Genomic DNA, 25,789 nt, shown 5'->3' on the forward strand with positions numbered 1-25,789 from the left:
AATTAAGCCGAAATTATTTGTTGATACACTTTACTAGTTTCAATAATTTGGTGAATATCGCCATCATTTATTTCTTTTTTTCTATCAGCAAAACTTAAAAAGTTGGCATAAACATCATCTAATTGAAGTTTAGTTAATTCGTAACCTACGTTTTTTGCTCTGTATGCTAATGCAGCACGACCACTTCTGGCTGTTAATACAATTGCAGATTCTGTAACACCAACATCTTTAGGGTTGATTATTTCGTAAGTTTCACGGTTTTTTATCACACCATCTTGATGTATGCCAGAGCTGTGTGCAAAAGCATTTGCTCCAACAATAGCTTTATTTGGTTGTGTGTAAATCCCCATGCTATCTGAAACTAATTGACTGAGACCGTAAAGCATTTCGGTTTTTATACTAGTATCTAGGTTTAGGTAAGGGTGTTGTTTTAATACCATGACTACTTCTTCAAGTGCAGTATTACCTGCGCGCTCTCCAATTCCGTTTATGGTACATTCTATTTGTCTTGCTCCGTTAATAACGCCTTCAATAGAGTTGGCGGTTGCTAAACCTAAATCGTTATGGCAATGACAAGATAAAATGGCGTTTTCTATACCTTTTACATTCTCTTTTAAATATTTAATTTTTGCGCCATACTCGCTTGGTAAGCAGTATCCCGTTGTATCAGGGATATTTAGTACTGTTGCTCCTGCCTTTATTGCAGCTTCGCACACTCTTGCTAAATACTCGTTATCTGTACGTCCAGCATCTTCAGCATAAAATTCGACATCTTCAACAAAGGATTTTGCATATTTTACAGCTTCGTAAGCGCGTTGTATGATATCTGCTTTGTTTGATTTAAATTTATGAATTATGTGTGAGTCAGATGTGCCAATTCCTGTATGAATTCTTGGATGTTTAGCATGAGTTAATGCTTGGGCAGCTACTTTTATATCGTTTTCTACAGCTCTAGTTAGGCCACAAACGGTAGCGCTTTTTACGATTTTTGATATTTCTTCTACAGATTTGAAGTCACCTGGACTAGAGACAGGAAAACCTGCTTCGATTACGTTAACACCTAATTGATCTAATTGTGTAGCAATAATTACTTTTTGCTCTGTATTTAGCTTACAACCTGGTACTTGTTCGCCATCACGTAGCGTTGTATCAAATATTTGAATTGCGTTTTTTGACATTTTTAGAGAGAATTATTTTTCTTTTGAATTACTAATGTATACTTTGGTTAACTGTTTGATTTAGCATTGGAGGAGAAGCTACGATGTTCAAGACACGAAATATATTATAAAACACTAATAATCAGTTATATAAGAAATTAATTAGTTGATGACTAAAGAGCAAAAAGATAATTTATTTTTATTAGTTAAGTCTTTAACTAAGTCTGAAAAGCGACAATTTAAATTGTACGTGGGTAGACTTGGAGTGAATTCTGATTCTAAATTTTTAAATCTTTTTAATCTTTTAGACAAAGCTTCAATGTATAATGAAAACGCTATTTTAAAAAGTGGAGTGGTTAAAAAACAGCAGTTAGCTAATGTTAAAGCACACTTGTATAAGCAAATATTAATTAGTCTTAAATTAAACCCTTCTCATCAAAATATTCGCTCTCAAATAAGAGAACAATTGGATTTTGCATCTATTTTATATCACAAAGGATTGTATAGACAGAGTCTTAAAATCTTAGATAAGGCCAAAGAGTTAGCAATAATTAATGAAGAAAAAAACCTTGCTTTTGAGATTGTCGAACTTGAAAAAATTATCGAAACACAGTACATAACTAGAAGTATTAGTAATAGGGCAGATCAATTAACTATTCAGGCAAAACAATTAAGTGAGTTAAATGTTGTTGCTAGTAAGTTATCTAATTTATCATTACAGCTTTATAGTATAATATTAAAAACGGGTTATGTAAAAAATGAAGAAGAAAGCAAAGCTGTTACGACGTATTTTAATGACAGATTGCCTAAAGTAGATTTATCTGCTTTGGGGTTTAGAGAAAAATTATGGTATTATAAAGCGTATTTATGGTATAGTTTTTTAACACAGGACTTTTTAAACTGTTATAAATATGCTTTAAAATGGGTGAATTTATTTTATGAAAACCCAAGTATGATTAGCTTAAATCCTGTGTTTTTTTTAAAAGGAAATAACTATTTGTTAGAGGCTTTATATTTTATAAAAAATAAAGAAAAATTTGAAACTAAGTTGGCTAGCTTTCATTCTGTTGTTAACCAATCTAATTTTCCGAAGGATGAAAATGTGGCTTCTTTAGTTTTTTTGTATGGTAATTTTCATAAAATAAATTTACACTTTATAGATGGTAGTTTTGATGATGGCCTAATATTGATTCCGGAAATTGAGACTGAATTAGTTCAATTTGATAATAAAATAGATGCGCATCATAAAATGATATTTTATTACAAGTTTGCAAGTTTGCATTTTGGAGCTGGTAATAATAAGGAGTGTATTAAATACTTAGATAAAATTATTTCAAATAAATCATTGTCAATGCGTGAGGATTTATTGTGTTTTTCTAGAGTTTTAAATTTAGTAGCTCATTATGAGGCAGGATTGGATTATCATTTAGAAACCTTATTAAAAAGCACTTACAAGTTTTTAATTAAAATGAACGACTTACATGAAGTACAAAAAGAGATGATAAAATTTATTAGAGGATTACAAGATATTTATCCTCAGGACATTAAAAAAGAGTTTAAAAAATTATTAGAAACTTTAAAACAATATGAAGACCATCCTTTTGAACGTCGTGCTTTTTTATATTTAGATATTATCTCGTGGTTAGAAAGTAAAATTGAAAATAAGCCAGTGGGTAAAATTGTACGAGACAAATATTTAGAACTATATGCTAAGTCATAATTTATAATAATGTTAAAAATAAATAGTTTACACGTAAAAAATAAAGTAATTTTTAAATAAAAACTGATGTTATCAAATAGTCAAATAAATCAAAATTTACAGCTAAAAGCGCAGTTTACCGAAGAAAATAGTATTTAAAAGGTGTTTTTGTTTAAAAAAGAGAATCAAATGTTTTGATAGCATGCTTTTTTTATTACATTTACAATCTCAAATCGGCAATGAAAAAAATAAAACATTAATAGCAACAGTCTTATTTTTAATAATAAGCATAGTTGGTGTAGCTCAGATAGTAACTCCACCACCTCCAGCACAACAAGTACCTCCAGTAGGGTTGCCAATAGATGGTAATATTATTGTGCTTGTAGTTATAGGTTTGTTATATGGTGTTTATAAGTTGATATCTAAGCGTAAGTCATCAAACATTTAATTCGTTTAGACGCTTTACATACTTTCCAATAACGTCAAATTCTAAGTTTATTTTAGTTCCAATTTTAAATTGTTTAAAATTTGTATGCTCATAAGTATAAGGTATTATGGCTACGCTAAAACTATTTTTTTGAGAGTTTACAACAGTTAGACTTACGCCATTTACTGTAATAGATCCTTTTTCTATTGTAATATTGTTTAGCTCTTGATCGTATTTAAAAGTATACAGCCAGCTTCCGTTAGTTTCTTTAGCTTCTATACATAGTGCTGTTTGGTCTACATGACCTTGTACAATATGACCATCCAACCTATCTCCAAGTTTCATAGCACGTTCTATATTTACAATATCATTTATTTGTAAATCTCCAATATTGGTTTTGTCTAAAGTTTCTTTAATTGCAGTAACTTTGTATTGGTCATCATTTATTTCAACTACAGTTAAACAGACACCATTGTGTGCCACACTTTGATCTATTTTTAACTGATTAGTAATGGTGCTTTCAATAGTAATATCTAAATTATCCTTAACTGTTGTTAATTGCTTAACAGTACCTAGTGTTTCAATTATTCCGGTAAACATAAACTTAATCGTATTATTTGGTTAAATTTGCTTTGGTAAATTTACAAACAATAGTTATTAGTATTAATGAAGAAAGAAGAAAATATTAGACTAGGAATATCAATAGGAGACCTAAATGGTATTGGAGCCGAAGTGGTTTTAAGAATATTTGAAGATAATAGGATGTTAGATTTTTGTACGCCTATTATTTTTGCTTCGATCAAAACCATGAGTTTTGTAAAAAACCACCTAAAATTGGATATTAATTTAAATGGTATCCATAATATAAATCAAGCATTACCTGGACGTGTCAACGTTTTAAACTGCTGGAAAGAAAACGTAAACATAAATTTTGGTCAAGAGGATCTTAAAATAGGTGAATACGCAATTAAATCTCTAGTTCAAGCAACAAAAGCGCTAAAGGATGATTTAATAGATGTATTAGTTACAGCTCCAATTAACAAGCATAATATACAGTCGGACACTTTTAAGTTTCCTGGTCACACAGATTATCTTAACCAAGAGCTAGAAGGTAATAGTTTAATGTTTATGGTAACTCAGGGATTAAGGGTTGGGTTATTAACAGATCACGTACCAGTAAAAGATATTGCTAATCATATTACCCCTAAACTTATCGAAGAAAAGATTGCGACAGTATATCAATCATTAGTTCAGGACTTTAAAATTAGTAAACCAAAAATTGCTGTTTTAGGCATTAATCCACATACAGGTGATAATGGTGTAATAGGAAGTGAAGACGATACCGTTTTAAGACCAACATTGCAAAAAATTAAAGCGACAGGTAAGCTAGTTTTTGGTCCATATGCAGCCGATAGTTTTTTTGGATCAGACAATTACAAAAATTTTGACGCTATAATTGCATCATATCATGATCAAGGATTAATACCATTTAAAACGTTATCTTTTGGACAAGGTGTAAATTATACCGCAGGATTAAATCGTGTAAGAACATCTCCAGATCATGGGACAGCCTATGAAATAGCAGGAAAAGGAACTGCAGATATTAGTTCTTTTAAAGAAGCTATTTTTACTGGAATACAGATTTTTAACAACAGAAAAGAATACGAAGAGCTTACCAAAAACCCATTAGGATTTTCAAAAAGAAAGATATAAACAAAAAAATGTTTATAAGTCTTTTTAATAAAGAAAATTTTATATATTTGCAGGCTCAAAATAGATGTGGTAATGAAGCAATTAAAAGAATTTACAATACCATTTGTAGGTTTAAAAATAGGAAAACATCATTTTGATTATAGTATAGATCAAACGTTCTTTAATCATTTTGAATATGAAGACTTTAACTCTTGTAATATTAAAGTAGATTTAATTTTAGAAAAAAAATCAACTTTATTAGAGTTACATTTTGATATTTCAGGAACAGTAAACGTCAATTGTGATGTTACAAACGAACCATTTGACCTGCCAATAACAACAGAATTTGATTTGGTAGTAAAATTTGGAGACGAGTATAATGATGAGCATATAGACATATTAATCATTCCACATGGAGAATATGAACTAAATGTACAACAATATATATATGAGTCAGTTGTGTTAGCATTACCAAGTAAACGTATACATCCAGGTGTGGAAGACGGAACATTAGATTCTGAAATACTTGACAAATTAGATGAACTTAGCCCAAAGCTAAAAGATAAAAAAGAAGACAAAGAGGAAACAGACCCTCGTTGGAATACATTAAAAAAACTATTAACGGATAAATAATAATATAAAATGGCACATCCTAAGAGAAAAATCTCGAAAACAAGAAGAGATAAGAGAAGAACACATTATAAAGCAGTTGCGCCACAAATTGCAACTTGCCCAACAACAGGTGAAGCTCATTTATACCACAGAGCGCACTGGAGTGAAGGTAAACTTTACTACAGAGGTCAAGTTTTAATTGACAACTCAGTTGAAGAAAACGTAGCATAATTACTATGCATGCATATAGAAAAACGCTCACTTGTGGGCGTTTTTTTTATGATTTGTTTTTCTTTACGTTAAAAAGCATTTACTTTGCATAGAATTAGTCTAAAAAAGAGTAATTTTATTATAATTAAGTCAATATGGGTCATTTTAGACCTTTTTTTGACTAAAATAGCTAAAAAATGAGCAAAATCTCTGCTGCAATTACTGCTGTTGGTGCCTATGTACCAGACTATGTTTTGTCCAACAAGGTACTAGAAACTCTTGTAGACACAAATGATGAATGGATAACATCAAGAACAGGAATAAAAGAGCGTAGAATACTTAAACTAGAAGGCGAAGGGACATCTTACCTAGCCATTAATGCAGCTAAAGACCTGCTTAAAAAACGCAATCTAGACCCTAAAGAAATAGACTTAGTTATTGTCGCAACTGCAACACCAGATTTACCTGTGGCTGCAACAGCGGTTTATACAGCTACCCAAATTGGAGCAACCAATGCTTTTGCATATGATCTGCAAGCAGCGTGTTCTAGCTTTCTTTACGGTTTGTCCACAGCAACTAGCTATATAGAGTCTGGACGTTACAAAAAAATATTACTTATTGGAGCAGATAAAATGTCGTCTATAATAGATTACACAGATCGTGCTACATGCATTATTTTTGGAGATGGTGCAGGAGCTGTTTTATTAGAGCCAAATACAGAAGGTCTAGGTTTTCAGGATGAATACCTTAGAAGTGATGGTTCTGGTAGAGAATTTTTAAAAATTGAAGCAGGTGGATCAATATTACCGCCTTCACAGGAAACCATAGACAACAAACAACACTTCGTACACCAAGATGGACGTACAGTATTTAAGTTTGCGGTTTCTAATATGGCAGATGTTTGCGAAAAAATAATGGAACGTAACAACCTTAGTCATGATGATGTATCATGGTTGGTGCCACACCAAGCTAATATGCGTATTATTGACGCAACAGCTAACAGAATGAGCTTACAAGACGATAAAGTCTTAAAAAACATACACAGATATGGTAATACAACCTCTGCAACATTACCATTATTATTAAACGATTTTGAATCCAAGCTTAAAAAAGGAGATAATTTAATATTTGCTGCTTTTGGAGGTGGATTTACTTGGGGTTCTATTTATTTAAAATGGGCTTACAACTCTTAAACTAACTAAAATAAAGATTAATAACTTATAATTATGGATTTAAAAGACATTCAAAACTTAATTAAATTTGTTGCTAAATCAGGAGCAAGTGAAGTTAAATTAGAAACTGACGATGTAAAAATCACGATAAAAACGGGATCAGAAACAGAGACAACTTACGTTCAACAAATTCCTATGCAGGCTCAAATGCCAATGCAACAAGCAATGCAACAAGCTCCAGCAGCACCAGCCTCTACAGAGGCAGCAGCACCTGCAGCTGATGAAAATTCAAAATATATCACTGTTAAATCTCCTATTATTGGGACTTTTTACAGAAAACCATCTCCTGATAAACCATTATTTGTAGAGGTAGGACAAACAATTGCAGAAGGTGATGTACTTTGTATTATCGAAGCAATGAAATTATTTAACGAAATAGAATCTGAAGTATCAGGTAAAATCGTTAAAATATTAGTGGACGATTCTTCTCCTGTAGAGTTTGATCAACCATTATTTTTAGTAGACCCATCTTAATTTTAGATTATTAGTATTTTTTAGCTACTTATAAAGTAGTATAAAATCGAATAATCAAATCGTCTAATTATCTAATTTATACAAGATGTTTAAAAAAGTATTAATTGCCAATAGAGGAGAGATAGCATTACGTGTTATCAGAACCTGTAAAGAAATGGGCATAAAGACCGTTGCAGTATACTCTACTGCAGATGCTGAGAGTTTACACGTCAAATTTGCTGATGAAGCAGTTTGTATTGGACCTCCTTCAAGTAGTGAGTCTTATTTAAAAATGTCAAATATTATTGCTGCAGCAGAAATTACAAATGCAGATGCCATCCATCCTGGTTATGGATTTTTATCTGAAAATGCTAAGTTTTCTAAAATCTGTGAAGAACACCAAATTAAATTTATTGGTGCATCTGAAGAGATGATTAACAGAATGGGAGACAAAGCAAACGCTAAAGCAACTATGATAGCTGCAGGTGTACCTGTAGTACCAGGAAGCGAAGGTGTAATAGCAGACTTTAAAGACTGCCTAAAAGTAGCTAAAGAAACAGGATATCCTGTAATGCTTAAAGCTTCTGCAGGTGGTGGTGGTAAAGGTATGCGTGCTGTTTGGAAAGAAGAAGATTTGCAAAACGCTTGGGAGTCTGCTCGTGCAGAATCTAAAGCAGCTTTTGGAAATGATGATATGTACATGGAAAAACTTATTGAAGAGCCACGTCACATCGAAATCCAAATTGTAGGAGATAGCACAGGAAAAGCATGTCACTTATCAGAAAGAGATTGCTCTATCCAACGTCGTCACCAAAAACTAACAGAAGAAGTACCTTCTCCTTTTATGACAACAGCTTTACGTAAAAAAATGGGTGAAGCAGCTGTAAAAGCAGCAGAATATATTAAATACGAAGGTGCAGGAACAGTAGAGTTTTTAGTTGATAAGCATAGAAATTTCTACTTCATGGAAATGAATACGCGTATCCAAGTAGAGCATCCAATTACAGAGCAAGTTATTGATTTTGACTTAATCCGTGAGCAAATTTTAGTTGCAGCAGGTGTGCCAATTTCTGGAAAAAACTATACTCCAAATTTACATTCTATTGAGTGTCGTATTAATGCGGAAGACCCTTTTAATGACTTCCGTCCGTCACCAGGAAAAATTACAACATTACATGCTCCAGGTGGTCATGGTGTTAGACTAGACACGCATGTATATGCAGGTTATAGCATTCCGCCAAATTATGACTCAATGATTGCTAAGTTAATTACAACAGCTCAAACTAGAGAAGAAGCTATCAATAAAATGAAGCGTGCTTTAGACGAGTTTGTTATAGAAGGAATTAAAACAACCATTCCTTTTCATAGACAATTAATGGATCATCCAGATTATTTAGCTGGTAATTATACCACTAAATTTATGGAAGATTTTGTTATAGAAAAGCAAATAGAAGAATAAAACTAAGGCTCCGAAATTAATTTCGGAGTTTTTTTTATGCATATAACAAATAGCTTCAGTATATTTGAATACTAAAGCAATTTACATGAAAAGTCCTAGTTACCTAAAATACAGTCTTTTGTTATTGGTGTTTTTTTCAATAACATCTTGTTTTGAAATTATTGAAGAGATTGATCTAAATAGTGATGGTACAGGTACAATGACCTTTACATTAAACATGAGTAAAAGCAAATCAAAATTAGCTTCAATCATGTTGTTAGACTCTGTTAATGGTTATAAAGTGCCTTCAAAAGCAGATATACAAAAAGGATTAAACGATATGGTTTCGGAGCTTAAAAAAGCAGAAGGCATTACTAATATTGTAAAAACAGCAGATTACGAAAATTTTGTGTTTTCAGTAAAATGTGATTTCAATAAAATCGATAATATCAATAAGATTACTAACAAAATAACTAGTCAGCAAAAAAGTAACGCAGGATCCACTTCTTATCTTTTTGATGATAAAAATGGTGTTTTTAAAAGAAAATACACCTATTCTTCAGAAGTAAAAAAGCAGTATAATAAATTAAAAACTGAGAATAAAAAGGTGTTTAATGATGCCTCTTATACAGTGATTTATAGATTTGATAACGAGGTAATCAGTCAAAATAATAAACAAGCTAAAGTTTCTAATTCTAAAAAAGCAGTCATGCAACGCGTAAGTGCAATGGATGTGATTAATGGTACAGGAGATTTTACCACTTATATCCAATTAAAAAAATAATCCTTAAACTAACACCCAACCAATGAAAAAATTATCATGTATAATCATGCTATGTGTATCTGTATTTTCTTTTGCACAAAATTCAACATCAAAAATCCCAAGTGATGCAGCTGTTGTTGCCACAATAAAAGGAAATAATTTGTTACAATTAATGTCAATAGATGAGTTAAATAACTCGTTTATGGGAACTGAGATTTTAAAAGAATTATCCAGAAAACAGACTAAATACAACTCGTTGGAAGATTTTGGTTTTGACTTAAATGGCTCTGCTCATTATTTTTTCCAAGCTAATGATAGTATTAATTACAATGCATTTATCGTTCCTTTAAAAAATGTAACTGCTTTTGAAAGTTTTTTAACAACTCAAAGCAAAAAAGAAATTGCAAACGTTAATGGAATAAGATCGTTTAAAGATCATAATCAAGGCGGTATTGTTTGGGATAGCTCAACATTAATTATGGTTGTAGGAAGCACTAACGAGGCGTATTTTCAAAATCCAGAAGTAATGGAGCGTTACGGACTAACAGAAGATGATTACTATGGATACGTAATAGATGATGCTGTTGTTGAAAGTGCAGAGGATTACGATGATGAAGTTATTGAGGCTGAAGAAGCATATGAGGAAGAAATAGAAGAAACGGTTATCGAGTCTACAGAAAGTGAAGAGGTTTATGAGGACGAGTATATTGAAGAGGAAGCTACTGAGGTTGTAGAGTATGATTACAATAATGATACATCTAACTACCAAATTAAAAATGCCATAAATAAAAATTGGGCTTTATTAAAGGCAGAGCAGCTTTTAAAGCAACAACCAAATCGTTCTATCTTAAAAAACAAATCATATTTAAGTAGTCTAGATAGTAAAGCAGAAGCTACATTATGGGTCAATGACTTTGGTCAACTATATTCTAATATGTTAGGGTCTATGTACTACAATCAATTAGTTGGTTTTGATTTATCAAGCATGTATGCTAATAATGGTTTAACAGCTAAATTGTTTTTAGAAAACGACAAAATGGTACTAAATACAAAGTATACTATGTCTGATCAAATGGCAGATAGTTATAAAAAAATGACCTCTAGAAAACTTAATAAAAAGTTTTTAGACTATGTAAATGAAGACAGAATGATTGGTTTTATGAGCTATTCTATAGACACAGAAGCCATGTTAGAAGAGTATCCTAAATTAATGAAGTCTATGTATAGCAACATGCCATACTACGGAGAAGAAGCTAGTTTGGGTATAGATTTATTTTCTTTATTATTAGATGAGGAAGCTGTTGGAGAAGTAATTAATGGAGATTTACTATTTTTATTATCAGGTATTTCTCAGCAAGAAGTTACCTATACTACATACCAATATAATGACGATTATGAGTATGTTGAAGTTGAAAAAACAAAAACAGAAACAGTTCCAGATTTTTTATTAATGGCATCTACGGATGAGCCTAGTATGCTTAATAAATTAATACAATATACTGTAAATAAAGAAATGGCAACTTTTAATAATGGTTATTACACATTTGAAGTCCCAAGAAGCCCACTGGCTATTCACTTTGTAATTAAAGACGGAATTGCTTTTTTAGGTACATCTCAAGTAGAAATGAATAAAATCGTCTCAGGTACATTTGATGCTAAAGTAACATCTAAAACTAAAAAAATGATGTTAGACAATTCTTATTCTGTATTTGTTAGCGCTAAACAATTAGCACAACAACTACCAATAGAAGAGATGGGAATTGACAGAAGTGGTAAGCTAGAATGGTTTTTGAATACTACAGAGGATGCTTATATCACTGCATCAAAAATTAAAGGAAATGCAGTTAATAGCGAAATGGTTGTTGGTGTGCCTCCAACCGAAGAAAATGCTTTAAAATACATCTTTAATATCATCGAAAAATTTGCAAAATAATTATTAATGAAAATTAAGAAAATATTAAAAAAAGCAGCCATTATTATTAGTGTGCTGCTTTTGGCTTTTAAAGGCTTTTTAATGTACCGTAATTACGCGTCTTACCAAGATGTGATTCATTATAAGGCCAATCAAATAGTTAAGGTGAATATAGACGGTATCGCTCAATCACTAGTGTTAAATGCAATAGCAAATCCTTCATTTTATTTAAAATCAAAAAAAGAGAAAGACACTATTATTGATGACAATGACAAACAAAAAAAGGATTTAATATTCCAGCAAACATCTTTTTATACACTATTAAAGGACAACCTATAACCACATTATTTACATCCTTTAAAATTTCAGAACAAAACACCTTTAAAGACTACCTTAAAGCTAATTATAAAGCGGAAGATTTTAAAGACACCCAAAACTTTACTGTTGCAACAGTATTAAATAATAGTGTGGTTATAGCATTTAACAAAACACAAGCAGTTATAGCTTACAATCCAAGTAAGGACGATGTAAATCAAGTGTTTGAAGATATATTGGTAGACCATAAAACATTAGAAAAGTCAGATGTAAAATGGGAGAAATTACAGGATGCAGATGGACATTTTAATTACCTCACAAAAACAGATCATTTGGCTATTAATTTCCAATCTGGAAAAGCCATAATACAAGGTGATTTTGTGTTGCCTGTATTTTTGGATACACCAAAAGTTTATAAAAGCACAAATTTTTCTAAAGATGCTAGTGTAACATTTAATCTTAATCTACTTTCAACACTAAAGTATGTCAGCTTTAAACACAAAAATCAAGCTATAGATACAGACAGTTTAGATACATATTATAAAGGTCATATGGCTCTAGAAATTGCTAAATCGACAACACAATTAGATTCAGTAATAACCTATGAGTATAATGACGATTTTGAAAAAGTAGAAACCCTGACAACGGTAACAAAACAAGTGCCAGAAATTAATTTGCAATTAACATCTGACGCTTCAAAACTTTATAAATATTTAGAAAAAATAGCGATAGTAAAAGATGGTAAATTAAGTAAAGATATATTTCCTTTGTATCAAGTTAAAATAGATTCTACTAACGCTAAAAGTTTGCAAGCAACCACCAATTTATCCAATACAGTAAAATCAATATTAAACGAAACTTCGGAAGTTTTTGCTTTAAACGTTAATTTTGAAAGGCTGCAAAAGCAGAATCATTTTCCAATGATACATAGTTATTTAAATAAGCTAACAACCTTAAAAATTATTGGAAATAATTCTCAAAACGAAGCAATAGCAGTAAATGGACAAATGATTTTAAAAAATCAAGATATTAATGCCTTAGCTCAGTTTTTTATTAATCAAAAAGAATAAACAAATTTAGTATCTTACTAAGATGACATTAAGCTATTGGGAAATAAAATCATGGCTAACCAACGTAGATTACACTATTGTTGGTAGCGGAATTGTGGGTTTAAACTGCGCTTTACAATTAAGAAAAAGATTTCCAAAAGCTAACATTTTAATTTTAGAAAAAGGCACTTTACCTCAAGGAGCAAGTACTAAAAATGCAGGTTTTGCCTGTTTTGGTAGCTTGTCAGAAATTGTAGATGACCTTAAAACACATAGTGAACAAGAGGTTTTAGACTTGGTTAAAAAACGTGTCAAAGGATTACAAAAATTAAGAGAAAACCTAGGAGACAAAACAATCGATTATCAACAATTAGGAGGTTATGAGTTGTTTAATACTAACAGTGATTTATTTGAAATCTGTCTAGAACAAAAAACGTTGGTCAATAATTTAATGAAACCCGTTTTTGGTGACGACGTTTTTAGTTTAAAGGCCAACACCTTTGGCTTTAATAATATTAAGAATCAGTACTGTTTTAATCAATATGAAGGACAAATAGACACAGGTCGCATGATGGAGGCTTTACTACAAAAAGCGCTCTTAAAAGGCATTAAAATACTTAATAATGTTTCGGTGTCTAGTTTTTCAGAAGATGCCAATGCTGTTAAAGTTGAGACCAATCAATTTAGTTTTTCGACATCAAAATTATTAATAGCAACAAATGGCTTCGCTTCGGTTTTAAACATTCCTGAAGTTAAACCAGCAAGAGCACAAGTGTTAATTACAAAACCAATAAAAAACCTTCATATAAAAGGCACGTTTCATTTGGATGAAGGGTATTATTATTTCCGAAACATCGATAACAGAATACTATTTGGAGGTGGTCGTAATCTAGATTTTAAAGCAGAAGAAACTACGGATTTGGAACAAACGGACTTAATTCAAAATAAATTAGAATCACTTTTAAAAACAACTATTTTACCTAACACATCATTTAAAATAGAGCATCGCTGGAGCGGAATTATGGGTGTAGGAGCTCAAAAAAAACCAATTGTAAAACAGCTTAGTAATAATGTGTTTTGTGGTGTGCGATTAGGCGGAATGGGAGTTGCAATTGGAAGTTTAATAGGAGAAGAATTAGCAAACTTAATAGAGTAATATGTTTAAAAAAATATTTAAATTTTTAGCTAAATGTTTACTTTGGTTTATTATTTCAACCGTTGGTGTGGTCATTTTATACAAGTGGATGCCTGTACCAATAACACCATTAATGGTCATTAGATATTTTGAAAAAGACAGTCCAAAACTTTTAAAACACGATTGGGAGCCAATAGAAAATATCTCTAAAAATTTACAGTTGGCAGTGATTTGTAGCGAAGATCAAATTTTTTTAAGTCACAATGGATTTGATTTAAAAGCAATTGAAAAAGCTTACGAAAACAATAAAAAAGGAAAACGTATTAAAGGTGGAAGTACCATTAGCCAACAAACAGCAAAAAATGTGTTTTTGTGGCCAGAACGTAGTTGGCTACGCAAGGGATTAGAAACGTATTTTACATTTTTAATAGAGTTAGTTTGGTCCAAGGAGCGTATCATGGAAGTCTATTTAAATAGTATAGAAATGGGTAATGGTGTTTATGGTGCCGAAGCAGCAGCACAATTTTGGTTTAAAAAATCAGCGTCTAAATTATCAAAATTAGAAGCCTCTGCAATAGCTGCAATATTACCAAACCCGAGAAAATATAAAGCAAATCCGGTGACTAATTATATAGCCTCTAGAAAAAGTTGGATAATAAAACAGATGAATTTTTATGGTACTCTAAATTATAAAACTGAGGATGAATAGTACAGAAAAAATTAAACAAGCATTACATGATGGTTGCGCTTTGTTTACGCAAAATAGACTGGATACTATAAATAAAACTATTTCAGAATTGCAAGAATCCTTAACCTCAGAGACTAAAAGTAGCGCTGGAGATAAGCACGAAACTGGACGAGCTATGGTGCAGTTAGAGCGCGAAAAAGCAGGTCACCAATTGGCGCAAATCCAAAAAGTAAACCAATTATTAGCAAAAATTAGCACAGAAAAAACCTCTGAAATTATTGGCTTAGGTAGTGTGGTTTATACAACAAAAGCTAATTATTACATTGCTATTAGTGCAGGAGAGTTAGAGGTTGATGCTCAAAAATTTTATGCAATTGCGGCTAATACACCTATTGCACAATTACTTTTAGGTAAAACCATTGGAGATGATATTGTGTTTAGAGCGCAAAATTTTTCAATAACAAATGTTAACTAAAGTCTAAGTCAACAATTTTCGAGGTATCTTTAGTAAAATTGAATTAGATAAAAGTTGAATACTATTCCCTCAAATTTTGATGTTATTATTATTGGTGGTGGTTTAGCCGGTTTAAGTAGCGCAATCCATTTGTCAAAATATAAATTGAGCGTTTTGGTTATCGAAAAAAACGAGTACCCAAAACATAAGGTTTGTGGCGAGTATATTTCAAACGAAGTTTTGCCTTATTTGACTTTTTTAGGAATAGATGTCTTTAAACTAGGCGCAAAAAGGATTGATAAATTTGAATTGTCTACTCCTAAAAACAAGCTTGTAAAAGCCAATTTGCCACTTGGTGGTTTTGGTATTAGTCGGTATTGTTTAGATAATCAATTATCAAAAATTGCATTAGTAAATCAAGCTACAATTACTCAAGATACAGTAGAAAATGTAACGTTTGCAAATGATATGTTTTCGGTTGAAACTAAATCAAAAAAGTATACTTCAAAAATAGTGATTGGTGCTTATGGAAAACGTGCTAATTTGGATGTTAAACTCAATCGTACATTCATTAAAAATAAGTCCCCTTTTTTAGCAATAAAAACACATTTAAAAGGCGATTTTCCTGATGATTTAGTGGCGCTTCATAATTTTGAAGGTGGTTATTGTGGTGTTTCAAAAGTTGAAAATGACAGCATAAATGTATGTTATATTACCAATTTTGAGGCTTTTAAAAAGTATAAAAATATTGATGACTTTCAGAAGAAAGTGCTTTATAAAAATACCGCTTTAAAGTCTGTTTTTGAAAACGCGACTTCAGTTTTTGAAAACCCTTTAACTATTAGTCAAATTTCTTTCGAAACAAAAAAGCCAATAGAAAATCACATTATTATGTGTGGTGACACTGCAGGAATGATTCATCCTTTATGTGGCAACGGAATGAGTATGGCAATACGCAGCGCACAAATGGCGTCACTATTAATTATTCGATTTTTTAATGGCACAATAAAGGACAGAAAAGCATTAGAAAAACAGTATCTTAGAGAATGGAATACCGAGTTTAAATCGCGATTAACAACAGGTCATATTGTAGCAAAGCTTTTTAGCTACAACAAATTAGCTGAGGTTTTAATACGTGTTGTAAAATGGGCACCAAGTATTTTGCCTCTAATTATTAAGCGCACACACGGTAAAACAATGACAATTAAATGAGTCTATTAGTCAATACAAAATATAGAAGTGAAGCAGAAGAAATCATGGACGACTTGGATTATAATGGTCCTATACTTCATGACGCATTAGATAAATTGGCAAAAATTAATCAATGGTTAGGCGGAAACATTGTGACTATTAATGGCTTAAAAAAAGCACTTAAAAATCATAATAAATCAGAAGCTATAACAATCATTGATTTGGGTTGTGGTGGCGGAGATATATTAAGAGAAATATCACTTTTTGGAAAGAAAAACAACTATAATTTTAAACTAATAGGGATTGATGCAAACCCGCATACGGTTAACTATGCTAGTTCTTTATCGCATAAATACGATAACGTAAGTTTTGAAGCAATAGATATATTTTCAGATCAGTTTGATAAATTAGAATATGATTTAGTTTTGACCACCTTATTCTTGCATCATTTTAAAGAAGGTCAATTAGTTTCGTTTTTAAAACCAGTGTTGCAAAAAGCAAAACTAGGTATTGTGGTTAATGATTTACACAGACATAAATTAGCTTATTATTTGTTTAAACTTTTATGTACAACAATCAAGAATAAAACCATAGTGGAAGATGGATTAACTTCAGTTTTAAGAGGATTTAAAAGAGAGGAGTTAAAAACTATATCCAAGCAAATAAATGCAAATTATCAGATCCAATGGAAGTGGGCGTTTCGTTTTCAATGGATTTTGAAGCAAAAATAATATGAGCGTAAAAATAACAGCAGTAGCCAAACAATTGCCAAAATATACCAGAGAAACTAAGGATATTATTCCTTTTTTAAAACTTTGGATGACTGGTCAAGACGACCGTTTTCAGCGTAAAGTAATTAAACTTTTTGAAGGCGCAGGCGTTGATAAACGCTACTCCATAATGGATGCCGAAGAAGTTTTTACAAATACCTCTTTTCAAGAAAAAAATGATATTTACGCTCGTGAAGTCGTCAAATTAGCAGAGCAATCTTTGATAAAGGCATTAGATAAATCTGCGCTAAAACCAACTGATATTGATTATATTATTACAGTAAGTTGCACTGGAATTATGATTCCCTCAGTGGATGCTTACCTAATAAATAATCTAAAAATGAAACAGGATATTGTAAGATTACCTGTGACCGAAATGGGTTGTGCAGCAGGTGTTTCTGGTATTATTTATGCCAAAAACTTCTTGAAAGCAAATCCTAATAAACGAGCTGCAGTAATTGCGGTGGAGTCGCCAACTGCAACTTTTCAGTTGGATGATTTTTCAATGGTTAATATAGTCAGTGCTGCCATTTTTGGCGATGGTGCTGCAAGTGTTATTTTATCGTCTTATGAAGATGAAGTCGGGCCAAAAATAGTAGACGAAGCCATGTATCATTTTTATGATGCTACAACCATGATGGGTTTTAAATTGGTAAATACAGGGTTACAAATGATTTTGGATAAGGCTGTTCCCGAAACCATTTCAGAACATTTCCCAATGATTGTCCATCCGTTTTTAGCACGAAACAACATTTCAATTGAAGCTATAGATCATCTTATTTTTCATCCAGGAGGAAAAAAATAGTACAAACCGTTGAGGATTTATTTGGATCTTTAGGTAAGAATATAGATGACACAAAAGAAGTATTAAGACTTTACGGAAACATGAGTAGTGCTACTGTTTTATATGTTTTAGAACGTTTTATGGACAAACAATTACCAAAAGGTGACAAAGGATTAATGTTAAGTTTTGGACCTGGTTTTTCCGCACAACGTATATTATTAGAATGGTAATTATAAATAAAAATGGTAGTTGCTATATCATGCTGAGCTTGTCGAAGCCTCTTTATGCTATCAACGTAATTTAATATATAACGTCACACTGAGCGCAGTCGAAGTGTCTGATAAAACAAGATTTACTGTTTATGACAAAAGATTTTCAACATAAAAACTATTGGGCACTTATTTTAGGAGGTTCTAGCGGATTGGGATTAGCTACAGCAAAAAAGTTAGCTAAGCATGGCATGAATATTTGTATTATTCACAGAAATTCAAGAACTCAAGAATCTGAAATTAATACCGAATTTGATGTAATTAAAGCTGAAGGTGTTCAGTTTAAATCATTTAATATTGATGCTTTTAAAGCAGAAAAAAGGATTCAAATAATTTCTGAATTAAAAGGAATTTTAGGCTCGGAAGAAAAAATAAGAACATTAGTACATAGCGTTGCTAAAGGGAATTTAAAACCAATGTTGGACGATGAAAAACCAACACTTAAAACTGACGATTTCAATTTAACAATAAACGCTATGGCTATTAGTTTGTTTGATTGGACAAGTGCCCTTTTTGATTCAGAACTATTTGCTTCGGACACCAGAATTATAAGTTTTACAAGTGAAGGTAATACAAAAGCATGGAAAAATTACGCAGCAGTTTCTGCAGCAAAAGTAACACTGGAAGCCATTACTAGAAATATTGCTTTAGAGTTTGCACCTTATGGTATCAGAGCTAATTGTATCCAAGCAGGAGTAACAGATACAGCGTCTTTACGTATGATTCCTGGAAGCGAAAAAATTAAAGAACATAGTTTACTTCGTAATCCATTTAACAGACTAACATTGCCAGAAGATGTTGCAAATGCAGTATATTTATTAAGCAAGGATGAAGCTAGTTGGATTAATGGTTGTGTGATTCCTGTGGATGGAGGCGAACATATTAGTTAAAAATGACGAAAGAAAAAATCATATTACTATTACCGTATCAAGAACCATTTTTATTCGTGGATGAATTAAACACGATTTCAAATGAAGGAATAACAGGAAGTTATACTTTTAAAAAAGACGAATATTTTTACAAAGGACATTTTAAAGACAATCCAATTACGCCAGGCGTTATCTTAACGGAGTGTATGGCACAAATTGGTCTAGTATGTTTGGGTATTTATATGTTGAAAGATGAAATTTCAGAAGACAATAAACCACAAATTGCCTTAACATCAAGTCAGGTAGATTTCTTTTTGCCTGTTTTTCCAGGAGAAACTGTGACTGTAGTTTCCGAAAAAGAAGTCTTTCGTTTTAACAAATTGAAATGTAAAGTAAAAATGTTTAATCAGAAAAATGAATTGGTTTGTAGAGGACAAATTTCAGGAATGTTGAAAGCGGAATAATGCCAATTGTAAATGATAGGTTATACTGAGTTTGTCGGAGTGTATTTTAATTAATAAAGGATGAAAAATAGAGTCGTAATAACAGGTTTAGGAGTCGTCGCGCCAAATGGAGTGGGAGTCGATGCGTTTACTAAAGCTATAAAAAATGGCGTATCCGGAATTACGTTTCATCAGCAATTAGCAGACTTAAATTTTTCGTGTTGTATTGGTGGAATTCCTAATATTTCCGAAGAAAAAAAGCTAGAATACTTAACGCCTTTACAATTAAGAGGCTTTAATAGTTCGGGTATTTTATATGGCTGTGTTGCCGGAATGGATGCTTGGAAAGATGCAGGATTTGAAGTTGATCCTAATAGTGATTTAGACTTTGATTCGGGTACTGTTTTTGGAACAGGTACTTCTGGAGTAGAGAAATTTAGAGAGGCCATTTATAAGTTAGATGATAAACAGGTAAAACGATTAGGAAGTACCGTTGTGGTGCAGACTATGGCTAGCGGAATTAGTGCTTTTTTAGGCGGAATTTTAGGTTTAGGTAACCAAGTAACAACAAACTCGTCAGCATGCACCACAGGTACAGAAGCTATTTTAATGGGGTTTGAACGTATTAAAAACGGTCAAGCAAAACGTATGTTGGTTGGTAGTTGTAGTGACGATGGACCTTATATTTGGGGAGGATTTGATGCTATGCGAGTGATGACATATAAGCATAATGAAACTCCAAAAGAAGGCTCTAGACCAATGAGTGAAACTGCAACGGGTTTTGTGCCAGGTGCAGGTGCTGGTGCTTTAGTTTTAGAATCTTTAGATAGTGCATTAGAAAGAAACGCAACTATTTATGCAGAGGTTTTAGGTGGGAATATAAACTCTGGAGGGCAACGTGATGGCGGAACAATGACAGCTCCAAATGCCAAAGCTGTGCAACGTTGCATCCAAGATGCAATTAAAAATTCAGGGATTTTAGCTGAAGAAATTGACACTATAAATGGGCATTTAACTGCGACTTCAAAAGATAGTTTAGAAATAGAGAATTGGACAAAAGCTTTGGGTAGAAACGGAACGGATTTTCCTTATATAAACTCGTTGAAAGGGATGGTTGGACATTGTTTGGCAGCTTCGGGTAGTATAGAAAGTGTTGCTACTGTATTGCAGTTAAAACATCAATTTGTGTTTCCTAATATTAATTGCGAGGACGTTCATCCAGAAATATCGGCATTAATTTCTGAAGAAAAAATTGTAAAACAAGCTATAAATACCAGGCTTAATATTGCTGCAAAAGCCAGTTTTGGTTTTGGCGATGTCAATGGATGTATTCTTTTTAAAAAGTATAATTAGCGGTCTTCGATAGGCTTACACTCACACTAGTTTTTATTATTTGTAATTGTAGTAAACATTATAACCATGGTACTGCCAATTGTGATTATAAATGTCACACTGAGCTTGTCGAAGTCCAATCATTAATAAAATGGCCATAAATATGAAATTCTATTTTGTTTATATCTTATTATGCATTGATAATTCGTACTACACTGGTATGACTAATGACTTAGAAAGAAGAGTAGCTCAGCATAAATCTGGTCACAAAAAAGACTCGTATACTGCAACAAGGCTACCTGTTAAATTATTGTGGTATTTACAGTGTGAAAACCCTAAAGAAGCCATAACAATTGAAAAACAAATTAAAGGATGGTCTCGAAGGAAGAAAAAAGCTTTAATAGATGAAAACTGGCAAGATTTAATTGAATTCTCTAAAAATTATTCCGAGTATAATAATCGTATTTAGTCCGTGATTGGTCTTCGACAAGCTCAGCCTGACCTTGGTTTTTCATATTTGTAATTATAGTAAACATTAGAACCATGGTATTGCCAATTGTGATTATAAGTGTCACTGAGGTTATCGAAGTGTAATTGTCTTTAATCCGTGATTGGTCTTCGACAAGCTCAGCCTGACATTGGTTTTTTATATTTGTAATTGTAGTAAACATAATAATATTGATACTGTCAATTGTGATTATAAGTGTCACACTGAGCTTGTCGAAGTGCAATCGTATTTAATCCGTGATTGGTCTTCCAAAAGTTCAGACTGACATTGGTTTTTAATATTTGTAATTGTAATAAACATTATAGCTTTAATATTGCCAATTGTGATTATAAATGTCTTACTGAGCTTGTCGAAGTGCTAAAAAAAGAGATATTTAAAAATATATTTACGCTTACGCTGAAAAATAAAATAGAAAAATAGACTATGACTAAAGAAGAACTTATCGCGAAACTAAAAACCATTGTACAACCATACATTCAAAACGAAGATGCTTATAATAACTTATCTGAATCGACTGATTTTTTAAACGATCTTAAAATAAACTCAGCTAATTTAGTAGATGTTATTTTAGATGTAGAAGACGAATTTGATATTAGAATTGAAAATGATGACATGGAAAAAATGACATCTGTAAAAGCTGCAATGGATATTGTTAATGAGAAATTAGCAGCAAAATGATAGGCAATGATATTGTCGATTTAAAGCAAGCTGCTAAAGATAGTAATTGGAAACGTCCACGTTTTTTAGATAAAATATATACACCAAATGAGCAGAAATTAATTTGGTCTGCTAAAAATCAAGACCAAATGGTATGGCTACTTTGGAGTATGAAAGAAGCTACTTATAAAGTTAATGTGCAGCAGTTTGGAAAGCGCTTTTTTAATCCAAAACGGTTAGAATGTACTTTATTGTCTAATTTAAAAGGAGAGGTAATTATTGGAGACAATCGTTATTTTACAGAGTCTATAATTACTGAAGGTTTTATTTATTCTATTGCGTTAATAGAGTCTATTAAAAATTATAAAAGTGAATGGTTTTTTGATCAAAGTCAAGATTATATTACACAAAGTAAATGCCTTAAAAAGCGCTTTTTAAAAACGTTGAATTTAGATGAAGTAACCATTGTAAAAAACAAGATTGGTGTCCCAAAATTACAGCATAACAGCGACATGTTAGATGTCTCTTTTTCTTTGACACATCATGGTGCTTTTAGTGGTTATGCTATGTTGTGATTTCTAAAAACTGAGTAGTGTTTTTTTCTAAGTTTATTTTACTCTCAAAAAACACAACATCATCATTTAAAAAAGCTTCTATTAAGTAATAATGTCCTTTAAAATAAGAGTGTATTACTGTTGCTTTAAGCTCAGAGTTGGATACCATTTTTAATTGATGCGCATAAATTATCGAATCGTTAATTATATTAAACTCGCCAAAAAAAGACGCTATTAATGGTGCTTCTGGATTTGTAAATAAATGTTCTGGACTATCATTAACAACAATTTTGTGGTCATATAAAACAATCATTCTGTCAGCAAAACCTAAAACGTCTTCTTTGTCGTGTGTTGCAACAATACAGGTTATATTTTTGTCTTTTAAATAACGATAAACATTGCGACGAAGCGATTGTTTTTGGAAGTTATCAATATGACTAAAAGGCTCGTCTAATAAAATAATTTCTGGCTGTTTTGCCAATGCACGCGCTAATGCTACACGTTGTTTTTGGCCACCACTTAATGTTTTTACTTTTGTCTTAGCAAGCTCAGTAAGCTCTACAACCTCTAGTAACTCTGCGGTACGTTCTTTTTTTCTTCAGGAAAAAAGTTAGAAAGGTGTTTACCAATATTTTCCTCAACGGTTATAAAAGGCATCAAGTCAAATTCTTGACTGACGTATTTCATAAAGTCATAACCTACAACTAAATTATATTTTGGCCCCAAAATTTGTTCGTCTTTCCAAAAAATCTGACCTTGATTTAAGTCGGATTCGCCAAAAATAAGATTTAATAGTGTGCTTTTTCCTGAGCCACTTTCGCCAATAATGGCAACGTTTTCACCTTGATTAGCAGTAAAAGAAAGGTCTTTTAAAACAGGTGTTTTATTATAAGAAAAGGTAAGATTTTTAACTGTCAGCATAACACAAAAATAATATAAAAAAACCGCTCGACTTTTAAGTTGAGCGGTTTTTAATAGTTTGAAATTATAAATATTTAATCTTTAAAGTCTTCGATTTCGGTTGGTAAAATTTCAAAACCCATATTGTATAATGTAAATCCATAAATGTCAGCATATTGCTCTATAGTTTTACTTACAGGTGTTCCAGCTCCATGTCCAGCATCAGTTTCTATTCTAATTAAAACTGGGTTGTTTCCGGTTTGTTTAGCTTGCAATTCTGCAGCAAATTTAAAACTGTGTGCAGGTACAACTCTGTCATCATGGTCACCTGTTGTAACCATAGTAGCTGGATATTGTGTGCCTTCTTTTACATTATGTACAGGAGAGTAGCCTAATAAATAATCAAACATTTCTTTATTATCTTCTGCTGTTCCATAGTCATAAGCCCAACCTGCTCCAGCTGTAAAGGTGTGGTAACGTAACATATCTAAAACGCCTACTGCAGGTAATGCGACTTTCATTAAATCTGGACGTTGCGTCATGGTTGCTCCAACTAATAAACCACCGTTTGATCCACCTCTGATTGCTAAAAAGTCTGAAGAAGTATATTTTTGGTCTATAAGGTATTCTGCAGCAGCAATAAAATCGTCAAAAACATTTTGTTTTTTTAATTGCGTTCCTGCATCATGCCATGCTTTTCCGTATTCTCCACCACCACGAAGGTTTGGCACTGCATAGATACCTCCTTGTTCCATCCAAACCGCATTAGCGATACTAAAATTAGGGGTTAAACTGACATTAAAACCACCATAACCGTAAAGGATTGTTGGATTTTTACCATTAAGTGTTAACCCTTTTTTATGTGTAATAATCATAGGTACTTTTGTACCGTCTTTTGAGTTATAGAAGACTTGTTTGCTTTCGTAATTTTCAGGATTAAAATCAATATTTGGCTTTCGGAATAACTCTGAAGTTCCGGTTTCAATATCATATTTATAGATACTACCTGGAGTTACATAGTTTGTAAATGAATAGTATAATTCTTTTTCTTCTTTTTTAGAACCAAAACCACTAGCACTTCCAACACCAGGAAGTTTTACTTCTCTTACTAATTTACCATCGTAGTCGTACTGCATTACTTTAGATACTGCATCTACCATATACTCAGTAAAAAAGTAGCCACCTGCTGTTGATGGGTTTAATACATTTTTAGTTTCTGGAATAAAATCTACCCAGTTTTCTGGCGTCGGATTTGAGGCATCAACGGTAACTATTTTTTTGTTAGGAGCATTAAGATTTGTAACTAAGAATAATTTTGAACCTTCGTTTTCAATGACATAAGTGTCGCTATCTGTGTTGCCAATAATCTCTACTAATTTTGAGTTTGGTTGCGTTAAATCTTTAATGTATAATTTGTTTCCAGAGGTTGAGACACGAGGTGATATTAATAGGTAACGATCGTCCTCTGTTACGCTTCCGTAAATATATCTGTGTTTTTGCGAAGGTGTACCTCCAAAAATTAACTGATCTTCTTTTTGAGAGGTTCCTAATTTATGGTAGTATACTTTATGTTGATCTGTTTTTGCAGATAACTCGCTACCTTTTGGTTTGTCATAGCTTGAGTAATAAAAGCCTTCATTTTTGTACCAAGACATACCGCTAAATTTTATATCTACTAAGGTATCTTCGATAATTGTTTTAGACTGGGTGTCCATTACTAAAATTTTTCGCCAATCACTTCCTCCTTCAGAAATTGCGTAGGCTAGTATCTTTCCGTTTTTAGAAAAGCTAGTACCTCCAAGCGATATAGTACCATCTTCCTTAAATGTATTTGGGTCTAAAAACACGGTTGCTGTACTTGGGTCTTCTCCGGTTTTATAACGGTAGATTACATACTGGTTTTGTAAGCCATCGTTTTTATAAAAATAGGTGTAGTCACCTTCTACAAAAGGCGCTCCAATTTTTTCATAATTCCATAACTTCTCTAAACGTTGCTTTAGTTTTTTTCTGTAAGGAATATTGTCTAAATAAGCATAAGTAGTTTTATTTTCTGCTTTTACCCATGCTTCTGTCTCTGGACTTCTGTCATCCTCTAACCATCTGTAAGGGTCTTTTACTTCGGTACCAAAATAGTTAGTTACAGTGTCAACCTTACTAGTTGTTGGGTAGTCTATTAAGATACTTTTTTCTTTTTTTGTTGCTTCTTTTTTACAAGACATAATAGTTATTACGGTTAAAATACCAATAGCTAGTTTTTTCATGTTGAAGGGATGGTT

26 protein-coding genes and 2 pseudogenes are annotated in these 25,789 nt (G+C 32.1%); 24 read left to right on the top strand and 4 right to left on the bottom strand.

The genetic code is table 11. From position 1 onward, the window contains the following. Positions 1-2: 2 nt before the first annotated feature. A complete protein-coding gene (locus AC0L3M_RS12535; protein ID WP_292948320.1) occupies positions 3-1,178 on the bottom strand; it encodes a 2-isopropylmalate synthase in 1,176 nt (391 codons plus the stop codon). 148 nt (positions 1,179-1,326) lie between these two features. Here AC0L3M_RS12535 and AC0L3M_RS12540 point away from each other — a divergent pair, with 148 nt between their 5' ends. Both AC0L3M_RS12540 and AC0L3M_RS12545 read left to right on the top strand, forming a co-directional pair. Continuing rightward, entirely contained in the window at positions 1,327-2,877 is a 1,551-nt protein-coding gene (locus tag AC0L3M_RS12540) for a hypothetical protein (protein ID WP_473430980.1), read from the top strand. A gap of 181 nt (positions 2,878-3,058) precedes the next feature. Further along, positions 3,059-3,304: a PID-CTERM protein-sorting domain-containing protein gene (locus AC0L3M_RS12545; RefSeq protein WP_473430981.1), complete on the top strand. Its 246-nt coding sequence runs from the start codon at positions 3,059-3,061 to the stop codon at positions 3,302-3,304. Here AC0L3M_RS12545 and AC0L3M_RS12550 read toward each other — a convergent pair. After that, positions 3,293-3,883 carry a riboflavin synthase gene (locus tag AC0L3M_RS12550; protein WP_292948326.1) on the bottom strand — a complete coding sequence of 197 codons (591 nt, stop codon included), beginning with the start codon at positions 3,881-3,883 and terminating at the stop codon, positions 3,293-3,295. The genes AC0L3M_RS12545 and AC0L3M_RS12550 overlap by 12 nt on opposite strands. 66 nt (positions 3,884-3,949) lie before the next feature. Here AC0L3M_RS12550 and pdxA point away from each other — a divergent pair, with 66 nt between their 5' ends. The 22 genes and pseudogenes from pdxA to AC0L3M_RS12660 all read left to right on the top strand — a co-directional run bounded on the left by pdxA (position 3,950) and on the right by AC0L3M_RS12660 (position 22,634). Beyond that, positions 3,950-4,996, top strand: coding sequence for a 4-hydroxythreonine-4-phosphate dehydrogenase PdxA (gene pdxA, locus AC0L3M_RS12555; protein ID WP_473430982.1), 1,047 nt, complete (start codon positions 3,950-3,952; stop codon positions 4,994-4,996). Positions 4,997-5,068: 72 nt separating this feature from the next. Further along, complete coding sequence (locus AC0L3M_RS12560; RefSeq protein WP_145005198.1) at positions 5,069-5,608, top strand: YceD family protein; 540 nt, start codon at positions 5,069-5,071, stop codon at positions 5,606-5,608. A 9-nt stretch (positions 5,609-5,617) separates the two neighbouring features. After that, positions 5,618-5,818: a 50S ribosomal protein L32 gene (gene rpmF / locus AC0L3M_RS12565; RefSeq protein WP_028282597.1), complete on the top strand. Its 201-nt coding sequence runs from the start codon at positions 5,618-5,620 to the stop codon at positions 5,816-5,818. Between the two features lie 176 nt (positions 5,819-5,994). Further along, positions 5,995-6,990 (top strand): beta-ketoacyl-ACP synthase III, encoded by a 996-nt coding sequence (locus AC0L3M_RS12570; protein WP_145005201.1) that lies wholly within the window; start codon positions 5,995-5,997, stop codon positions 6,988-6,990. Positions 6,991-7,023: 33 nt separating this feature from the next. Next, on the top strand, positions 7,024-7,503 hold the full coding sequence (gene accB / locus AC0L3M_RS12575; protein WP_145005204.1) for an acetyl-CoA carboxylase biotin carboxyl carrier protein: 480 nt from the start codon (positions 7,024-7,026) through the stop codon (positions 7,501-7,503). Positions 7,504-7,588: 85 nt separating this feature from the next. After that, the gene (accC, locus tag AC0L3M_RS12580; protein WP_145005207.1) at positions 7,589-8,941 is read left to right on the top strand and encodes an acetyl-CoA carboxylase biotin carboxylase subunit; all 1,353 of its coding nucleotides are present in this window, start codon (positions 7,589-7,591) and stop codon (positions 8,939-8,941) included. Positions 8,942-9,026: 85 nt separating this feature from the next. After that, positions 9,027-9,704 (top strand): hypothetical protein, encoded by a 678-nt coding sequence (locus AC0L3M_RS12585; protein WP_473430983.1) that lies wholly within the window; start codon positions 9,027-9,029, stop codon positions 9,702-9,704. 22 nt (positions 9,705-9,726) lie between these two features. Then, on the top strand, positions 9,727-11,616 hold the full coding sequence (locus AC0L3M_RS12590) for a hypothetical protein (RefSeq protein WP_473430984.1): 1,890 nt from the start codon (positions 9,727-9,729) through the stop codon (positions 11,614-11,616). 6 nt (positions 11,617-11,622) lie between these two features. After that, the gene (locus AC0L3M_RS12595) at positions 11,623-11,934 is read left to right on the top strand and encodes a hypothetical protein (protein WP_473430985.1); all 312 of its coding nucleotides are present in this window, start codon (positions 11,623-11,625) and stop codon (positions 11,932-11,934) included. Positions 11,935-12,062: 128 nt separating this feature from the next. Further along, complete coding sequence (locus AC0L3M_RS12600) at positions 12,063-12,980, top strand: hypothetical protein (protein ID WP_473430986.1); 918 nt, start codon at positions 12,063-12,065, stop codon at positions 12,978-12,980. 22 nt (positions 12,981-13,002) lie between these two features. After that, positions 13,003-14,115 carry an NAD(P)/FAD-dependent oxidoreductase gene (locus tag AC0L3M_RS12605; RefSeq protein WP_473430987.1) on the top strand — a complete coding sequence of 371 codons (1,113 nt, stop codon included), beginning with the start codon at positions 13,003-13,005 and terminating at the stop codon, positions 14,113-14,115. Between the two features lies 1 nt (position 14,116). Further along, positions 14,117-14,803, top strand: a complete 687-nt coding sequence (gene mtgA / locus AC0L3M_RS12610) for a monofunctional biosynthetic peptidoglycan transglycosylase (protein ID WP_473430988.1) — start codon at positions 14,117-14,119, stop codon at positions 14,801-14,803. After that, complete coding sequence (locus tag AC0L3M_RS12615) at positions 14,796-15,257, top strand: GreA/GreB family elongation factor (protein WP_292948348.1); 462 nt, start codon at positions 14,796-14,798, stop codon at positions 15,255-15,257. The genes mtgA and AC0L3M_RS12615 overlap by 8 nt, the downstream gene beginning before the upstream one ends. 63 nt (positions 15,258-15,320) lie before the next feature. Further along, entirely contained in the window at positions 15,321-16,448 is a 1,128-nt protein-coding gene (locus tag AC0L3M_RS12620; RefSeq protein ID WP_473432512.1) for an NAD(P)/FAD-dependent oxidoreductase, read from the top strand. After that, positions 16,445-17,158: a methyltransferase domain-containing protein gene (locus AC0L3M_RS12625; protein WP_473430989.1), complete on the top strand. Its 714-nt coding sequence runs from the start codon at positions 16,445-16,447 to the stop codon at positions 17,156-17,158. Before AC0L3M_RS12620 ends, AC0L3M_RS12625 begins: the two co-directional genes overlap by 4 nt. A gap of 1 nt (position 17,159) precedes the next feature. Beyond that, positions 17,160-18,211, top strand: a pseudogene (locus AC0L3M_RS12630) (type III polyketide synthase). 131 nt (positions 18,212-18,342) lie between these two features. Then, positions 18,343-19,140 carry an SDR family oxidoreductase gene (locus tag AC0L3M_RS12635; RefSeq protein ID WP_473430990.1) on the top strand — a complete coding sequence of 266 codons (798 nt, stop codon included), beginning with the start codon at positions 18,343-18,345 and terminating at the stop codon, positions 19,138-19,140. Positions 19,141-19,142: 2 nt separating this feature from the next. Continuing rightward, positions 19,143-19,583: a 3-hydroxyacyl-ACP dehydratase FabZ family protein gene (locus AC0L3M_RS12640; protein WP_473430991.1), complete on the top strand. Its 441-nt coding sequence runs from the start codon at positions 19,143-19,145 to the stop codon at positions 19,581-19,583. A 60-nt stretch (positions 19,584-19,643) separates the two neighbouring features. Then, a complete protein-coding gene (locus AC0L3M_RS12645; RefSeq protein WP_473430992.1) occupies positions 19,644-20,915 on the top strand; it encodes a beta-ketoacyl-[acyl-carrier-protein] synthase family protein in 1,272 nt (423 codons plus the stop codon). A gap of 142 nt (positions 20,916-21,057) precedes the next feature. Further along, on the top strand, positions 21,058-21,363 hold the full coding sequence (locus AC0L3M_RS12650; RefSeq protein ID WP_292948361.1) for a GIY-YIG nuclease family protein: 306 nt from the start codon (positions 21,058-21,060) through the stop codon (positions 21,361-21,363). Between the two features lie 462 nt (positions 21,364-21,825). Next, the gene (locus AC0L3M_RS12655) at positions 21,826-22,080 is read left to right on the top strand and encodes an acyl carrier protein (protein WP_473430993.1); all 255 of its coding nucleotides are present in this window, start codon (positions 21,826-21,828) and stop codon (positions 22,078-22,080) included. After that, the gene (locus AC0L3M_RS12660) at positions 22,077-22,634 is read left to right on the top strand and encodes a 4'-phosphopantetheinyl transferase family protein (RefSeq protein ID WP_473430994.1); all 558 of its coding nucleotides are present in this window, start codon (positions 22,077-22,079) and stop codon (positions 22,632-22,634) included. The genes AC0L3M_RS12655 and AC0L3M_RS12660 overlap by 4 nt, the downstream gene beginning before the upstream one ends. Here AC0L3M_RS12660 and AC0L3M_RS12665 read toward each other — a convergent pair. Both AC0L3M_RS12665 and AC0L3M_RS12670 read right to left on the bottom strand, forming a co-directional pair. Beyond that, a pseudogene (locus AC0L3M_RS12665) lies at positions 22,624-23,534 on the bottom strand (ABC transporter ATP-binding protein). The gene AC0L3M_RS12660 and the pseudogene AC0L3M_RS12665 overlap by 11 nt on opposite strands. A 74-nt stretch (positions 23,535-23,608) precedes the next feature. Then, positions 23,609-25,774: a prolyl oligopeptidase family serine peptidase gene (locus tag AC0L3M_RS12670; protein ID WP_473430995.1), complete on the bottom strand. Its 2,166-nt coding sequence runs from the start codon at positions 25,772-25,774 to the stop codon at positions 23,609-23,611. Positions 25,775-25,789 lie beyond the last annotated feature (15 nt).

The organism is Olleya sp. KJ81-1, from assembly GCF_055808135.1.

What these genes read in the sequence shown, in the direction of transcription:
- AC0L3M_RS12655 (WP_473430993.1), top strand. Translation starts at nt 21,826, where the DNA reads ATGACTAAAGAAGAACTTATCGCGAAACTAAAAACCATTGTACAACCA.
- AC0L3M_RS12590 (WP_473430984.1), top strand. Translation starts at nt 9,727, where the DNA reads ATGAAAAAATTATCATGTATAATCATGCTATGTGTATCTGTATTTTCT.
- AC0L3M_RS12535 (WP_292948320.1), bottom strand. Translation starts at nt 1,178, where the DNA reads ATGTCAAAAAACGCAATTCAAATATTTGATACAACGCTACGTGATGGC.
- AC0L3M_RS12670 (WP_473430995.1), bottom strand. Translation starts at nt 25,774, where the DNA reads ATGAAAAAACTAGCTATTGGTATTTTAACCGTAATAACTATTATGTCT.
- AC0L3M_RS12625 (WP_473430989.1), top strand. Translation starts at nt 16,445, where the DNA reads ATGAGTCTATTAGTCAATACAAAATATAGAAGTGAAGCAGAAGAAATC.
- AC0L3M_RS12605 (WP_473430987.1), top strand. Translation starts at nt 13,003, where the DNA reads ATGACATTAAGCTATTGGGAAATAAAATCATGGCTAACCAACGTAGAT.
- AC0L3M_RS12595 (WP_473430985.1), top strand. Translation starts at nt 11,623, where the DNA reads ATGAAAATTAAGAAAATATTAAAAAAAGCAGCCATTATTATTAGTGTG.
- AC0L3M_RS12570 (WP_145005201.1), top strand. Translation starts at nt 5,995, where the DNA reads ATGAGCAAAATCTCTGCTGCAATTACTGCTGTTGGTGCCTATGTACCA.
- AC0L3M_RS12560 (WP_145005198.1), top strand. Translation starts at nt 5,069, where the DNA reads ATGAAGCAATTAAAAGAATTTACAATACCATTTGTAGGTTTAAAAATA.
- pdxA (WP_473430982.1), top strand. Translation starts at nt 3,950, where the DNA reads ATGAAGAAAGAAGAAAATATTAGACTAGGAATATCAATAGGAGACCTA.
- AC0L3M_RS12660 (WP_473430994.1), top strand. Translation starts at nt 22,077, where the DNA reads ATGATAGGCAATGATATTGTCGATTTAAAGCAAGCTGCTAAAGATAGT.
- accB (WP_145005204.1), top strand. Translation starts at nt 7,024, where the DNA reads ATGGATTTAAAAGACATTCAAAACTTAATTAAATTTGTTGCTAAATCA.
- AC0L3M_RS12645 (WP_473430992.1), top strand. Translation starts at nt 19,644, where the DNA reads ATGAAAAATAGAGTCGTAATAACAGGTTTAGGAGTCGTCGCGCCAAAT.
- accC (WP_145005207.1), top strand. Translation starts at nt 7,589, where the DNA reads ATGTTTAAAAAAGTATTAATTGCCAATAGAGGAGAGATAGCATTACGT.
- AC0L3M_RS12550 (WP_292948326.1), bottom strand. Translation starts at nt 3,883, where the DNA reads ATGTTTACCGGAATAATTGAAACACTAGGTACTGTTAAGCAATTAACA.
- AC0L3M_RS12615 (WP_292948348.1), top strand. Translation starts at nt 14,796, where the DNA reads ATGAATAGTACAGAAAAAATTAAACAAGCATTACATGATGGTTGCGCT.
- AC0L3M_RS12545 (WP_473430981.1), top strand. Translation starts at nt 3,059, where the DNA reads ATGCTTTTTTTATTACATTTACAATCTCAAATCGGCAATGAAAAAAAT.
- AC0L3M_RS12635 (WP_473430990.1), top strand. Translation starts at nt 18,343, where the DNA reads ATGACAAAAGATTTTCAACATAAAAACTATTGGGCACTTATTTTAGGA.
- AC0L3M_RS12540 (WP_473430980.1), top strand. Translation starts at nt 1,327, where the DNA reads ATGACTAAAGAGCAAAAAGATAATTTATTTTTATTAGTTAAGTCTTTA.
- AC0L3M_RS12640 (WP_473430991.1), top strand. Translation starts at nt 19,143, where the DNA reads ATGACGAAAGAAAAAATCATATTACTATTACCGTATCAAGAACCATTT.
- AC0L3M_RS12650 (WP_292948361.1), top strand. Translation starts at nt 21,058, where the DNA reads ATGAAATTCTATTTTGTTTATATCTTATTATGCATTGATAATTCGTAC.
- rpmF (WP_028282597.1), top strand. Translation starts at nt 5,618, where the DNA reads ATGGCACATCCTAAGAGAAAAATCTCGAAAACAAGAAGAGATAAGAGA.
- AC0L3M_RS12585 (WP_473430983.1), top strand. Translation starts at nt 9,027, where the DNA reads ATGAAAAGTCCTAGTTACCTAAAATACAGTCTTTTGTTATTGGTGTTT.
- mtgA (WP_473430988.1), top strand. Translation starts at nt 14,117, where the DNA reads ATGTTTAAAAAAATATTTAAATTTTTAGCTAAATGTTTACTTTGGTTT.